Annotated in this window: 14 protein-coding genes; 6 read left to right on the top strand and 8 right to left on the bottom strand. The window is 74.1% G+C overall.

What is annotated here, in order from left to right:
- Positions 1 to 33: 33 nt before the first annotated feature.
- Positions 34 to 1230: a glycogen synthase gene (glgA, locus tag LG274_RS02150; protein ID WP_404465101.1), complete on the bottom strand. Its 1197-nt coding sequence runs from the start codon at positions 1228 to 1230 to the stop codon at positions 34 to 36.
- A gap of 114 nt (positions 1231 to 1344) precedes the next feature.
- Here glgA and glgC point away from each other — a divergent pair, with 114 nt between their 5' ends.
- Together glgC and pepN are read left to right on the top strand one after the other, a co-directional pair.
- Positions 1345 to 2589: a glucose-1-phosphate adenylyltransferase gene (glgC, locus tag LG274_RS02145; protein ID WP_248115517.1), complete on the top strand. Its 1245-nt coding sequence runs from the start codon at positions 1345 to 1347 to the stop codon at positions 2587 to 2589.
- A gap of 62 nt (positions 2590 to 2651) precedes the next feature.
- Complete coding sequence (gene pepN, locus LG274_RS02140) at positions 2652 to 5312, top strand: aminopeptidase N (RefSeq protein ID WP_404465099.1); 2661 nt, start codon at positions 2652 to 2654, stop codon at positions 5310 to 5312.
- Between the two features lie 28 nt (positions 5313 to 5340).
- On the opposite strand, the gene LG274_RS02135 is transcribed toward pepN, so the two are convergent.
- The 5 genes from LG274_RS02135 to LG274_RS02115 all read right to left on the bottom strand — a co-directional run bounded on the left by LG274_RS02135 (position 5341) and on the right by LG274_RS02115 (position 9500).
- The gene (locus LG274_RS02135) at positions 5341 to 6414 is read right to left on the bottom strand and encodes a biotin/lipoate A/B protein ligase family protein (protein ID WP_248115515.1); all 1074 of its coding nucleotides are present in this window, start codon (positions 6412 to 6414) and stop codon (positions 5341 to 5343) included.
- Between the two features lie 153 nt (positions 6415 to 6567).
- Positions 6568 to 6825, bottom strand: a complete 258-nt coding sequence (locus LG274_RS02130; protein WP_248117064.1) for a type B 50S ribosomal protein L31 — start codon at positions 6823 to 6825, stop codon at positions 6568 to 6570.
- A gap of 155 nt (positions 6826 to 6980) precedes the next feature.
- Positions 6981 to 7742: a TrmH family RNA methyltransferase gene (locus tag LG274_RS02125; protein WP_404465981.1), complete on the bottom strand. Its 762-nt coding sequence runs from the start codon at positions 7740 to 7742 to the stop codon at positions 6981 to 6983.
- Between the two features lie 88 nt (positions 7743 to 7830).
- Complete coding sequence (locus LG274_RS02120) at positions 7831 to 8679, bottom strand: sulfite exporter TauE/SafE family protein (RefSeq protein ID WP_248117061.1); 849 nt, start codon at positions 8677 to 8679, stop codon at positions 7831 to 7833.
- Positions 8676 to 9500, bottom strand: a complete 825-nt coding sequence (locus LG274_RS02115; protein WP_298710911.1) for an ABC transporter ATP-binding protein — start codon at positions 9498 to 9500, stop codon at positions 8676 to 8678. Before LG274_RS02115 ends, LG274_RS02120 begins: the two co-directional genes overlap by 4 nt.
- A gap of 71 nt (positions 9501 to 9571) precedes the next feature.
- Between LG274_RS02115 and serB the strand changes: the two genes are divergently transcribed.
- Positions 9572 to 10411: a phosphoserine phosphatase SerB gene (serB, locus tag LG274_RS02110; RefSeq protein WP_248117055.1), complete on the top strand. Its 840-nt coding sequence runs from the start codon at positions 9572 to 9574 to the stop codon at positions 10409 to 10411.
- 18 nt (positions 10412 to 10429) lie between these two features.
- On the opposite strand, the gene LG274_RS02105 is transcribed toward serB, so the two are convergent.
- Positions 10430 to 11194, bottom strand: coding sequence for an SDR family oxidoreductase (locus tag LG274_RS02105; protein WP_404465095.1), 765 nt, complete (start codon positions 11192 to 11194; stop codon positions 10430 to 10432).
- 44 nt (positions 11195 to 11238) lie between these two features.
- Entirely contained in the window at positions 11239 to 11988 is a 750-nt protein-coding gene (locus LG274_RS02100; RefSeq protein ID WP_248117051.1) for a beta-ketoacyl-ACP reductase, read from the bottom strand.
- 177 nt (positions 11989 to 12165) lie between these two features.
- Between LG274_RS02100 and LG274_RS02095 the strand changes: the two genes are divergently transcribed.
- The 3 genes from LG274_RS02095 to LG274_RS02085 are packed head-to-tail and all read left to right on the top strand — an operon-like array spanning position 12166 to position 13852.
- On the top strand, positions 12166 to 12561 hold the full coding sequence (locus LG274_RS02095; RefSeq protein ID WP_404465093.1) for a DUF3099 domain-containing protein: 396 nt from the start codon (positions 12166 to 12168) through the stop codon (positions 12559 to 12561).
- Positions 12558 to 12923: a hypothetical protein gene (locus LG274_RS02090; RefSeq protein ID WP_366370578.1), complete on the top strand. Its 366-nt coding sequence runs from the start codon at positions 12558 to 12560 to the stop codon at positions 12921 to 12923. Before LG274_RS02095 ends, LG274_RS02090 begins: the two co-directional genes overlap by 4 nt.
- Positions 12920 to 13852 (top strand): SURF1 family protein, encoded by a 933-nt coding sequence (locus LG274_RS02085; RefSeq protein ID WP_298710894.1) that lies wholly within the window; start codon positions 12920 to 12922, stop codon positions 13850 to 13852. Before LG274_RS02090 ends, LG274_RS02085 begins: the two co-directional genes overlap by 4 nt.
- Positions 13853 to 13865: the final 13 nt, after the last annotated feature.

Here is a 13865-nt window from a genome sequence, read left to right as displayed (position 1 = left end):
GCCCTGTCCGCGCCGTCGCGGAGCTGGCCGGCCTCAGTCGAGGACGGAGCGGTAGACCTCCATGGTCCGGTCCGCGATGGTCTCCCACGAGAACTGCCCGATGGCGCGCTCCCGCCCGGCCTCGCCCATCCGGCGGGCCTGCTCGGGATCCTCGAGGACCCGGGTGAGGGCGGCGGCGAAGTCGCGGGCGAAGCCCTCCTCGTCCACGGGGGCGCCGGTGGCATCGTCCGCCTGCTCGAAGGACACGAGCGAGCCGGTGACGCCCTCCTCCACGACCTCCGGGATGCCGCCGACGGCCGAGGCCACCACCGCGGTGCCGCACGCCATGGCCTCCAGGTTGACGATGCCCAGGGGCTCGTAGACGGAGGGGCAGGCGAACACGGTGGCGGAGGTGAGGATCTCCATGACCTCGTGGCGCGGGATCATGCCCTCGATCACGACGACGCCCTCGCGCTGCCCGCGCAGCTGCGCGATGAGGCCGTTGACCTCCGACGCGAGCTCCGGGGTGTCCGGGGCGCCGACGCACAGCACGAGCTGGACCTCCGGGGGCAGCTGCAGAGCCGCGCGCAGCAGGTGCGGGACGCCCTTCTGGCGGGTGATGCGCCCGACGAACGCGACCGAGGGCTTGCGCGGGTCGATCCCGTACTTCTCGAGGGCGCCGGTGCCGGTCTGCGGGGTCCACACCTGGGTGTCGATCCCGTTGTGCACGGTGTGCACCTTGGCGGGGTCGACGTCCGGGTAGCAGGCCAGGATGTCCCGGCGCATGCCGTCCGAGACCGCGATGACGGCGTCGGCGCCGTGGTACGCGGTGGACTCGGCCCAGCTGGAGATCGCGTAGCCGCCGCCGAGCTGCTCGGCCTTCCACGGGCGCAGGGGCTCGAGGGAGTGGGCGGAGAGCACGTGCGGGACGCCGTGCATGAGCTTGCCGAGGTGGCCGGCCATGTTGGCGTACCACGTGTGGGAGTGGATCACGTCCGCGCCCTCGAAGGCGCCGACCATGGTGAGGTCGGTGGCCAGGGTCTGGACGGCGCCGTTCTCCGCCTCGAACCCCTGGGGATTCGGGTAGGAGCGCACGGCGGCGCCGTGGTAGTCCCGCTCGCGGGGCTCCCCGAAGGCGTGGACGACGAGGTCGGCGCGGGACGCGAGCACACGCGTCAGCTCCGCGACGTGGACTCCGGCGCCGCCGTAGATGGACGGGGGGAACTCTTTGCTCACGATGTCGATGCGCACGCCTCCAACCTAGTCGAGCGCCCCTCGGGCCGGATAGCCTGACGGGACCGACAGAGGCCGGGCCCGAGCGGGCTCGGCGACGAGGCGCGTCCCCGGAATGAGGAGTGGTCCCCGATGGTGCAGAAGAAGGTCCTGTCCGTGGTGCTGGCGGGCGGCGAGGGCAAGCGTCTCATGCCCCTCACCGCCGACCGGGCCAAGCCGGCCGTCCCCTTCGGCGGCACGTACCGGCTGATCGACTTCGCGCTCTCCAACCTGGTGAACTCGCGCTACCGCGAGATCGTGGTGCTGACGCAGTACAAGTCGCACTCGCTGGACCGGCACATCTCCGAGACGTGGCGCATGTCCACCATGCTCAACAACTACGTGGCCACCGTCCCGGCGCAGCAGCGCCGCGGCAAGGACTGGTTCACGGGCTCGGCGAACGCCATCTACCAGTCCATGAACCTCATCGCGGACGCGCGCCCGGACATCGTCGTGGTGATCGGCGCGGACCACGTCTACCACATGGACTTCCAGCAGATGGTGGACCAGCACATCGCCTCCGGCGCGAAGGCCACCGTGGCCGCCGTGCGCCAGCCGCTGGACCTCGCGGACCAGTTCGGCGTCATCGAGACCGACCCGTCCTCCCCCGAGCGCATCAAGGCGTTCGTGGAGAAGCCCGCCACCACCCCGGGCCTGCCGGACGACCCGTCCCAGTTCCTGGCCTCCATGGGCAACTACGTGTTCGACACGGACGCCCTCGTGGAGGCGCTCAACGCGGACGACGCCAACCCGCACTCCAACAACGACATGGGCGGGGACATCGTCCCCTACTTCGTGGACCGCGGCGAGGCCGGCGTCTACGACTTCACCGCCAACGAGGTCCCCGGCGGCACCCCCGGCAAGCACTACTGGCGGGACGTGGGCACGCTGGACTCCTACTACGACGCGCACATGGACCTCGTGCAGCCGTGGCCGGAGTTCAACCTCTACAACCGCGAGTGGCCGCTGTACACGCGGCAGTCCGTCTCCCCGCCGGCGAAGCTGGTGCGCTCGGCCTCGCGCCGCCCCGGCAGCGCGAACGACTCGATCCTCTCGCAGGGCGTCGTCGTCTCGGGCGGCACGGTGGCCCAGTCCGTGCTGTCCACGGACGTCCGCGTCGCGAACGAGGCGTGGGTCGAGCAGTCCGTGCTCCTGGACTCCGTCGTCGTCGGGGAGGGCGCCCACGTCCGCAACGCCATCCTCGACAAGAACGTGGTGGTCCCGCCCGGCGCGCGCATCGGCTTCGACCGAGCGGAGGACGAGGCCAACGGCTACACCGTGACGGACTCGGGCCTGACCGTGCTCTCGAAGGGCCAGTCCGTGCCGGCGCCGCGCTGACCCGCACCGGTCCCCCGTCTCGCTCCCCCGCCCGCACCCACCCCACAGACCGGAGAACACCCGTGCCCGACGTCGTGCCCGCGCCCGACCTCGACCAGACCAACGTGACCCGTGCCGAGGCCTTCGAGCGCTCCCGGCTGCTCACCGTGAGCGCGTACGACGTCCACGTGGACCTCTCGGCCGCCCGCGACCTCGAGCAGGACACCTACCCGGTGGAGGCGCGGATCCGCTTCGCGTGCGCGGAGCCCGGCGCGAGCACGCACCTGGACTGGATCCACGCCGGGGTGGATGCGGTGGAGCTCAACGGCGCAGCCCTGGACCTCGCCGAGGTGGTCGGCGAGGCCCGCGTCCTGCTGCCCGGCCTGGCGGCCGAGAACGACGTGGTCCTGAAGGGCGCCTCGCGCTACTCGCGCTCGGGCGAGGGGCTGCACCGCTTCGCGGACCCGGCCGACGGCCAGGTGTACCTCTACACGCAGTACGAGCCCGCGGACGCGCGCCGCGTCTTCCCGGACTTCGAGCAGCCGGACCTCAAGGGCGCCTTCACCTTCGCCCTCACCGGCCCGGCCGACTGGGTGCTGGCCTCCAACCGGCCCGAGGCGTCGCGCACGGAGGCGGGCGACGGCGTCGTGCGCGTGGACTTCGAGCCCACGCTCGCCCAGTCCACCTACATCACGACGCTGCTGGCCGGCCCCTACGCGAGCTGGGAGGACCGCTGGGACGGCGATGCGGCCACCGGTGCCGCGCCCGTGCCGCTGCGCCTGTTCACGCGGCAGACGATGGCCGACGCGTTCGACCCGGAGGCCGTGTTCGCGGTGACGAAGCGCGGGCTGGACTTCTTCCACGGGCTCTTCGGCGTGCCCTACGAGTGGGGCAAGTACGACCAGGCGTTCGTGCCCGAGTACAACCTCGGAGCCATGGAGAACCCGGGGCTGGTGACCTTCACGGAGGACTTCGTGTTCACCTCGCGGGCCACCGCCGTGCAGTACGAGGGCAGGGCCACCGTGATCCTCCACGAGATGGCGCACATGTGGTTCGGCGACCTCGTGACGATGCGCTGGTGGGACGACCTGTGGCTCAAGGAGTCGTTCGCGGACTTCATGGGCTCGCTCGGCGCCGCGGAGGCCACGGAGTTCTCCGACGCGTGGGTCACCTTCGCCTCGCGCCGCAAGGCGTGGGCCTACGTGCAGGACCAGCTGCCGACCACACACCCGATCGTCGCGGACATCGTGGACCTCGAGGCCGCGCGGCAGAACTTCGACGGCATCACGTACGCCAAGGGCGCCTCGGTGCTCAAGCAGCTCGTGGCGTTCGTCGGCCGGGACGCGTTCCTCGACGCCGCACGCCGCTACTTCCGCGCCCACGCGTGGGGCAACGCGGAGCTCGCCGACTTCATGGCGGCCCTCGAGGCCGCCTCGGGGCGGGACATGGGCGCGTGGGCGGACGCGTGGCTGCACACCTCGGGCGTGCCGCGCCTGCGGGTGGAGGCGGGGGACGACGGCGCCGTCCTCCTGCACCAGGAGGGCCGGGATCCCGTCACGGGCCGCCAGGTGCTGCGCCCCCACGTGGTGAAGGTGGGCGTGTTCACGCCCGACGAGGACGGTGTGCTCGTGCGCACCGGCCAGGCCACCGTCGACGTGCCGGGCGGTGCCGAGGGCGCCGCGGTGCCGCTGGCCGGGCTCGAGGTGCCGGAGGGCGTCCGGCTCGTGCTGCCCAACGACGAGGACCTCACGTACGCGGCCGTGGAGGTGGACGACGCCTCGCTCGAGGCGGTGCTCGCTCACCCGATCGCGGATCCGCTGGCCGAGGCCACCGTGTGGGCGGCCCTGTGGTCGATGACGCGCGACGGCGCGCTGCCCGTGGAGCGCTTCGTGACCGCGGTGGGGCAGCTCTCCGCCGGGATCGAGACCGTCGGCGTCCACACCCAGGTGCTCGCCCAGGCCGCCGCCGCGGTGTCCCAGTTCGCCCGGGCCGAGGACCGCGCCGCCCTGCGCTCGCGGCTCGGCACCGAGCTGGCCGAGCAGACCCGCACGCTCGAGGCCGGCTCCGACCGCCAGCGCACGGCGGCCCGCACGTGGGCGCTTGTGGCGCGCGCCGACGCGGCGCTGGCGGGCTCTCTGGCCGAGGCCCTGCTGGTCTCGCCCGGCACGGCGGCCCCCGGGCTCGCCGTGGACGCCGAGGTGCGCTGGCTCGTGCTCCAGGCCCTCGCCGCGACCGGCCAGGCCGATGCGGCCCGCCTGGACGCCGAGCTCGAGGCGAAGCGCACCGCGCAGACGGTCACGTGGCACCGCCTCGCCCTCGCCGCGCGCCCCGAGCCCGGCGTGAAGGCCGCGGCGTGGGAGGCCGTCATGGCCGGGCGCACCGCCGACGGCGTCGAGCTGTCCAACGACCTGCTCTCCGCCACGGCCGCCGGCTTCGCCGCGGGCTCCGTGGAGCTGCTCGCCGCCCACGAGGACGGGTTCTGGCCGCGGCTGGAGCTGGTGTGGGCGAGCCGGTCGAACGGGCTGGCCAGCCGCGCGATCGGCGGGCTGTTCCCGGGGCACCAGCACGCGGTGCCGGGCGGTGCCGAGGACCAGGAGCGCCACCCCACGCTCGCCGCCGCCCAGCGCTGGATCGACGGCCACCCGGACGCCCCGGGCGCCCTGCGCCGCCTCGTCGTGGAGCACACGGACGCGCTGCGCCGGTCCCTGCGGGTGCAGGCGGCCCAGCACGACCTCGAGGGGTAGGCGGGCTGCGCAGGGGTGAGCCGCCCGGTCACGGGACGCGGGCGGTCCACTCCGGCGTGGCGAACTTCGTGCGGGCCAGCTCCTCGGCCTCGGCGCGGGTCTCGGCGTCGAGGTCGACGCGCCGCGCCCCGTACCGCTCCTCGAAGGTGGCCATCATGGTCTCCCAGATCTCAACGCGGGGGACGCCGGTCTGACGGCGCAGCGGGTCCACCCGCTTCTTCGCCGAGGCGACGCCCTTGCCGCGCAGCTTCTCGCGGCCGATCCGCAGGACCTCGAGCATCTTGACCGCGTCGATGTCGTAGCTCATGGTGACGTGGTGCAGGAGGCCGGACTCCCCCACGCGCTTCTGGGCGGCCCCGCCGATCTTTCCCTGGGGCGTGGCGATGTCGTTGAGCGGCTGGTAGAACGCCTCCACGCCGAGGCGGCCGAGCGCGTCCATGGTCCACTCGTCGAGGAACGGGTAGGTCTCAGCGGTCTCGAGGCCGTCCACGAGGGACTGCGGCACGTGCAGCGAGTACGTGACGCAGTTGTCCGCCTCCATGAACATCGCGCCGCCGCCGGAGATCCGCCGCACCACGTTGATCGCGTGCCGCTCCACGCCCTCCGGGTCGACCTCGTTGGCGAGCGACTGGAAGGCCCCGATCACGACGGCGGGCTCATTCCACTGCCACAGCCGCATGGTCGGGTTCCGCCGTCCCTCGGCCACCTGGCGGGTGAGGACCTCGTCGAGGGCGACCGTCAGCGCGATCGGCAGCGGCTCCGGCGGGATGATCTCCCACTGGTGGTCCTCCCACGTGGTCGACTTGCCGAGGGCGCGGCGCACCGCGGAGGCGATCGCGAAGGCGTCGACGCCGAACAGCTCGGCCTCGGGCCGCAGGCCCTGCTCCACCGCCGCCCGGATGGCGCGGTGCTCCACGTCGGCCGAGAGCCCGGCCACGGCCGCGTTGAGGTCCTCGAGCGCCTCGTCGGGCTCGAGGAAGAAGTCGCCGTTGATGCTGGCCGTGGCGATGCGGCCGTCGTGGAGGGTGAGGTCTGCGGCCACCAGCTTGCCGCCGATCACCTTGTACTCCCCGTGGTGGGCGCTGTCCTGGTTCGTGGTCATGCCGCCAGCCTAGGATCTCGCCGGGGCACGGGCCAGGGGCGTTCGCGCCGGGCGGGAGCCGGGGACGCGAGGGGCCCCGCTCCTCCGGCGTGGTGCCGGAGGCGCGGGGCCCGTCGTCGTGGTGCGAGGTGAGAGCGGCTCAGGCCGCTGCGATCACTTCTTGCCGCCGAAGCCCTTGAAGCGGGCGTTGAAGCGCTCCACGCGGCCGGCGGTGTCCATGATGCGCTGCTTGCCCGTGTAGAACGGGTGCGAGGCGGCCGAGATCTCGACGTCGATCACCGGGTAGGTGTTGCCGTCCTCCCACTCCGCGGTCTTCTCGGAGTTCGCGGTGGTGCGGGTGAGGATCTTCTCACCGGAGGCGAGGTCGTTGAAGATGACGTAGCGGTACTCGGGGTGGATCGCGGTCTTCATGGGGATCATCCTTCGTTTCTGCCGCCTGATTGGGACCAGGGGCGCGAGAGGTGTGGTCGGTGGGGTCCGCCGGTCGGCGGGCCAGCGGCCCACTCTACCGCATGCCCCGTCGCGTCTCACCGTGGATCGCGCGGCCCGCGCGTCGCGCCCGGCCCTCACCGCGGGCGCAGCTCCCACAGCGCGACGGCGGCCGCCGCGGCCACGTTCAGCGAGTCCACGCCCGCCGGCATGGGGATCACGACGTCGGCGTCGGTCTGGGCGAGCGTCTCCTCGCGGACGCCGGGGCCCTCCTGGCCCAGCACGAGGGCCAGCCGCTCGGCGCCCCGGGTCCCCTCGAGCTCCGGGCTGTCCAGGCCCACAGCCCGCTCGGTCACCTCGAGCGCGGCGACCGCGAACCCCGCCTCCTTCAGCACGGGCACCGCGGACGCCACGGGGCCGTCCAGCCGCGCCCAGGGCAGCTGGAACACCGTCCCCATGCTCACGCGGATCGCCCGCCGGTAGAGCGGGTCGGCGGCCTGCGGGGTCAGCAGCAGCGCGTCCCACCCCAGGGCCACCGCCGAGCGCACCACCGCGCCCAGGTTCGTGTGGTCCACGAGGTCCTCGGCGATGAGGACGCGCCGCGCGCCCGCGAGCACCTCGCCCACGGAGCGCGGGGCCGGCCGGTCCATCGCCGCCAGCGCGCCGCGGTGCAGGTGGAAGCCGGTGAGCTCCGTGAGGACCTCGTCCGGGCCGGTGAAGACCGGCACGTCCGGGTGGGCGGCGAGGGCGTCCGCGAACGTCTCGCGGTACCGGTCCCCCAGCAGGAACGAGCGCGGCGTGTGCCCGGCGGCCAGCGCCCGCCGCACCACGGAGGAGGACTCCGCCAGGAACACCCCGTGCTCGGCGTCCACGCGGCGGCGCAGGGCGGCGTCGGTCATGGTCGTGTACGCGGCCAGGCGGGGGTCGGCGAGGTCGGCCGGGGTCAGCCGCACCTCCCGGCCGGCCGCGCCCGGAAGCCGGGTGTGCTCAGCCACCGTTCACCAGGCGCAGGATCATGCTCGTCAGTCCGGCCAGGCCCACCACCACGATCACCCCGCGCAGCAGCGTCGGGGAGATGCGCCGCCCGATCCTGGCCCCCACGGACCCGCCCACCAGGGAGGACGCCGCGATGAGCAGCACGGCCGTCCAGTCGATGCGGTCGAAGGCGAACAGCAGGTAGGAGACGGCGGCGATGAGGTTCACGGAGAGGGAGAGCCACGTCTTGATGCCGTTCGCGTGCACGAGCGTGCCGCCGCAGAGGAACACGCCGAGGATGCCCATGAGCAGCACGCCCTGCGCGGCCACGAAGTACCCGCCGTACACACCGGCCAGGAAGACGAGGATCCACAGCGCGGGGCCGACGGGCCGGCTCGGCACGGCGGGGGCCTCGGCGACCTCGCCGCCCGCCCGCGCGGCGGCCCGCCGGCGCACCCACGCCTGCAGGCGGGGCTGGAGGATCACGAAGGCGAGGGCCACCACGATGAGGATCGGCGCCGCGTACCCGAACACCTCGGGCGGCAGGTGGATCAGCAGGGATGCCCCGAGGATGCCGCCCAGCAGGGAGGCCACGGTCAGCACGGGCAGCACGGCCCGCGACTCCGCGAGCTCGCGGCGGTACCCGAACACGCCCGAGAACCCGGCGGCCACGAGGCCCATGGCGTTGGAGATCTGCGCCGTGACGGGCGGGTACCCCACGGCCACGAGCACGGGGAAGGTCACCAGGGTGCCCGAGCCGATCACGGAGTTGATGGTGCCGGCCCAGAACCCGGCCAGCAGCACGAGCAGCACCTGCCACAGGTCCATCCCGAGGACCTGGGCGGCGAGCAGCTCGCTCACGCGCCGACGGCCGAGTAGCGCCCGTCCGTGGAGGTGACGGTGAGCGCGAGGCCGAACGCGGTGGAGAGGTGCTCGTCCGTGAGGACCTCCGCGACGGGGCCGGCGGCCACCACGCCGCCCTCGCGCAGCAGCAGGGCGTGGGTGAAGCCCGGAGGGACCTCCTCCACATGGTGTGTCACGAGAACGGTGGCCGGCGCCGCCTCGTCCTCCGCGAGCTCGGTGAGCTGGCGGACGAGCTCCTCGCGCCCGGCCAGGTCCAGCCCCGCGGCGGGCTCGTCCAGGAGCAGCAGCTCGGGGTCGGTCATGAGCGCGCGGGCGATCAGCACCCGCTTGCGCTCGCCGTCCGAGAGGGAGCCGAAGGGCCGGTGCGCCAGGCGGGAGAGCCCCCACGCGGACACGAGCCCGAGGGCCCGCATGCGGTCCTGCGTCTCGTAGCTCTCGCGCCACGTGCCGGTCACGCCGTACGCGGCGGTCACCACGGCGTCCTGCACGAGCTCCGCGCGCGGCACCTGGGCCGCCAGCTGGGCGGAGGAGAGCCCGATGCGCGGGCGCAGCTCGAACACGTCGACGGCGCCCAGCACCTCGTCGAGGATCGCGACGTCGCCGGCGGTGGGGTGCAGGCGGGCCGCGGCGATCTGCAGCAGGGTCGACTTGCCCGCGCCGTTGGGGCCCATCACGACCCAGCGCTCGCCCGCCCGGACGGTCCAGTCCACGTCGGCGACGATGTCCCGGCCGCCGCGGTGCACGCGCACGCCGCGCAGCTGGAGCACGGCGTCCTCGTCCGGGGTGAAGATGTCCTCGAGGTGCTGGGGCGTGGTCATGGCCTCCACCATAGTGGGGCCGGGCGTTCACACGCGGGGCGCGCTGCGTCCGCGCCCCTAGATTGAGGCCCATGAGCTCCGTGCGCCGCCTCGTCCTGACCGCCTCGCCCGCCGGCGCCCCTGGTCCCGCGGGCACGCCGGAGGGCGTGCCGGAGGGCGCCGAGCGCGTCGCCGCGGACGGCCTCGTGGGCTGGCGGTTCCTGAGCGACGCGTGGGCCGCGGCTCCCGATCCGGGTCCCGGATGGGCCGCGCTGACGCTGCCCGAGGACGCGACGGCGAACCCGCACCCGCTCGTGGTGACCGACGTCGACTCCACGCTGATCCAGCAGGAGGTCATCGAGCTGCTCGCGGCGCACGCCGGGCGCGAGGCGGAGGTCGCCGAGGTCACGGAGCGGGCCATGCGCGGCGAGCTCGACTTCGCCCAGTCCCTCCACGCGCGCGTCGAGGCGCTCGCGGGCCTGCCCGTGGGCGTGGTCGAGGAGGTCGTGGACGCCGTGCGCCCCACGGACGGCGCGCTCGAGCTGATCGCCGCCGTGCACGCGGCCGGGGGTCGGGTCTGCGCCGTCTCGGGCGGGTTCACCTCGGTGCTCGCCCCGCTCGCGGCCGCGTGGGGCCTGCACGCCTACTGCGCGAACGAGCTCGAGGCCGCGGACGGGCGCCTCACGGGGCGCGTCGTCGGGACTGTGGTGGACCGCGCCGCCAAGGCGGCCATGCTGCGCGCGTGGGCGGCCGACGCCGGCGTCGCGGAGACCGCCGTCGTGGCGGTGGGCGACGGCGCCAACGACATCGACCTGCTGACGGCCGCGGGGTGCGGGGTGGCCCTGTGCGCCAAGCCGGCGCTGCGCGAGCACGCCGACGTGGTGCTCGACGTGCCCTCGTTCACCCCGCTGCGCTGGCTGCTCGGGCTCTGAGCCCGAGCAGCCGGCGACTCAGCCCCGGTGGCGGGCCAGGAAGTCGCGGGCGCCGCCCACGAGCTCGGTGTGGCCCACCTCGAGGTCGGTGCGCCCCACCAGGGCGGCCACCTCGGACGCGAACTCCTCCACCGTGTACAGCTTCCCGGCCGCCTCACGGCGCGACTCGATGGCGCCCGGCTCCGCGCGGTTGAGCAGCGTGGCGGTGATGGTGCCCTCGATCATGTCGCCCGAGACCACCGCGAAGCCCACGCCCTTCTCCGCGAACGCGGGGATGCGCTCGCGCAGCGCGAGCTCTCCGGCGCGCTTGGAGCGGGCCACGGCCTCGTAGGACTCCATGGTGTCCACCTCGTCGATGAAGTGCGCCTGGTGCGAGGTGACGAACACGATCTGCCCACCCTCTCCCATCCGCTCGAGGGCGGCGTCCGCGAGGGCGGCCTGCGCGTCCCGGTTGAGCGTCATGGCGTAGTCCTCGCCGAACTGGGACTCCATGCCGCCGGAGGCGTTGAGCACGAGCACGTCCAGCGAGCCGAACGCCTCGACGGCGGCGTCGAGCAGGGCGGCGCGGTCCTCGGCCTTCGTGACGTCGCCGCCCACGGCCACGGCGCGGCCTCCGGCCTCCTCGATGGCGGCGACCACCTTGTTCGCGCGCGGGGCCTTCTGGCGGTAGTTCACCACGACGCCGGCGCCGCGGGCGGCCAGCAGCCGCGCGGTCTCCGCGCCGATGCCGCGGGAGGAGCCGGTGACGACGACGCCGCGTCCGGTGAGGTCTGTCTCAGTCATGCTCGGGGCCTTTCTGCCTGGGGTGGGAAGGGTGAGGGGGCGGGTCAGTGGCCCATGCCGAGGCCGCCGTCCACGGGGATGACGGCGCCGGAGATGTAGGAGGCCTCCTCCGAGGCGAGCCACCGGACGACGCCGGCGACCTCGTCCGGGTCGGCGAAGCGGCCCGCGGGGATGGACTTCTTGTACTGGGCCTTGAGGTCCTCGTCCAGCGAACGCGTCATCTCCGTGTCGATGTAGCCGGGGGCCACCACGTTCGCCGTCACGCCCCGCGCGCCGAGCTCGCGGGTGATGGAGCGCGCCATGCCCACGAGGCCGGACTTGGAGGCGGCGTAGTTGACCTGGCCCGGGGAGCCGAGCAGGCCCACCACGGAGGAGACCAGCACGATCCGGCCGCGCTTGAGGCGCATCATGCCCTTCGTGGCGCGCTGCACCACGCGGAACGAGCCGGTGAGGTTCGTGTCCACCACCGAGGCGAAGTCCTCCTCGGACATGCGCAGCAGCAGCTGGTCGTTCGTGATGCCGGCGTTCGCCACGAGCACCTCGACCGGGCCGTGGGCCTCCTCGACCTGCCGGAACGCCGCGTCCACGGACGAGGCGTCCGTCACGTCGGCCCGCACCGCCAGGACGCCCTCGGGGCCCTCGCCCGAGCGGGACGTGATGGCCACGCGGTCGCCGTTCGCGGCGAACGCCTGCGCGATGGCCAGGCCGATCCCGCGGTTGCCGCCGGTGACGAGGACGCTGCGCCCGCCGGGGGCGGCCGGCTCGGCTGCGGAGGGACGGGACTGCTCGGCCATGGGGACCACCTTCTGTGCGGGGGCGACTAGGATCGTTCACCTAGGACATCGACCGGCGGTCGGCTCTGAGAGCCGTCCGAGGCGGACGCGAAGCGCCCGCCCGCCGCCGTGAACCACCACTCTACGTGTGCCGTCGTGCCGGGACCCGCCCCCGGACGCCGTGCAGGAGGTGACGCCATGACCACCCGCCGGGTCCAGGGGGTCACCACCGCCGCGCCGGCCCGCAGCGAGGACCGCTCGCACCGCATGCGCGTCTACCTCCTCCAGATGGGCGTCCGCACGCTGTGCTTCGTGGCCGCCCTCTTCACGCACGGCTGGCTCCAGCTCGCGCTCATCCTGGGCGCCGTGGCCCTGCCCTACATCGCGGTGGTCTCCGTGAACAACGCCGGCCCCGAGCGCTCCGGCACGCTGCGCCGCGTGGACTCGGGCGCCGCCGCCCTCCCCGTCCCCGAGGAGTCCGGCCCCGCGGCGCCGCAGCCCGTGGTCCTGACGGGCGACGTCGTGGCGGACCCCGTCCTCGACCGGCGCCGGGCCCTGCCCGGGCCGCGGACCGGTGAGGAGGCGGGCGCATGAGCACCGCGGGCCCGCTCGGCGGCATGGACCTCCTCGGAGCCCTCGCCGCGGGGTCCTCCCCCGCGCCGGGCTCCGTTCCGGGCGCCACGCCCGGGCCCGTCGGGGGACCCGCCGGCGTGGCCGCCGGGCCCGGCGATCCGCACCCGTGCTCGCGCCGCGGCTGCCGCGCCGACGCGGTGTGGGCGCTCGAGTGGAACAACCCCCGCGTGCACGCTCCCGAGCGGACCAAGACGTGGCTCGCCTGCCGCGAGCATCGCGCCCACCTCGGGGACTTCCTCGAGGCGCGCGGCTTCCTGCGCCGCGTCCGGCCCCTCGTGGCCCCCGACCACCCCGACCACCCCGACGATGAGGTCCCCGCATGAGCACCGCCACCGGCCCCCGCGTCGGCTCCCGCCGTCCCCCCGGGGACACGGCCACGGAGCGCCTGCCCCGCCTGCGCTTCGGCTTCCTCGCCACGGGGCCCTGGATCCTCGGCCTCCTCGTGTGCGTCCTCTTCGCGTTCGCGTGCCACTACCTCGCGCAGTGGCAGTGGGACCGGCGTGTGCAGAAGATGCACGAGGTCAACCGCGTGCTGGAGAACTACGACGACGACGCCGTGCCGTTCGCCGAGGCCGAGCGGATGTTCACGGACTTCGACGCCCAGGACGAGTGGACGCCCGTGACCCTGAGCGGGGAGTACTTGGTGGAGGAGACGCTGATCGCCCGCAACCGCCCCCGCGCCGGCCGCCCCGGCTACGAGGTGCTGGTGCCGTTCCGCACGGACGAGGGCGTCGTCGTCGTGGTGGACCGCGGCTGGCTGCCCGTGGGCGACACCCCCGGACGGCCCGACGTGGTGCCGGCGCCGCCGGAGGGCGAGGTGTCCGCCGTCGTGCGCGTCAAGCCCGGCGAGCCCACCCTGGACCGCGATGCCCCCGAGGGGCAGGTCGCCTCGATCGACCTGCCGGAGATCGGCCGCGTCGTCGGCGAGCCCGTGGCGGACACCGCGTACGGGATCATGGTGAGCGAGGACCCGGCCGCGGAGACCGCGCCGCAGAGGCTCGTGGAGCCCACGCTCGACGAGGGCCCGCACCTCTCCTACGCCATCCAGTGGTACCTCTTCGCGGCCATGGGCTTCGGCGTGTGGGGCTACTCGGCGTGGATGCGCGCCCGCAACGACCGCGCGGACGCCCTCGAGGACGCCGTCGACGACGGCACGTTCGCCGCCCGCCGCCCGCCGCGCCCCCAGCCCGTGCGGCGCCGCCGGGACGGACGGCTCACGGACGAGCAGGCCGAGGACGCGCTGTTCGACTGAGCGGCCCCGGCCG

It is taken from the genome of Micrococcus antarcticus (genome assembly GCF_044872765.1).
Taxonomy (GTDB): Bacteria; Actinomycetota; Actinomycetes; order Actinomycetales; family Micrococcaceae; genus Micrococcus.
Note: the sequence above shows the minus strand (reverse complement) of the source record. Positions and strands in the feature narration are given on the sequence as shown.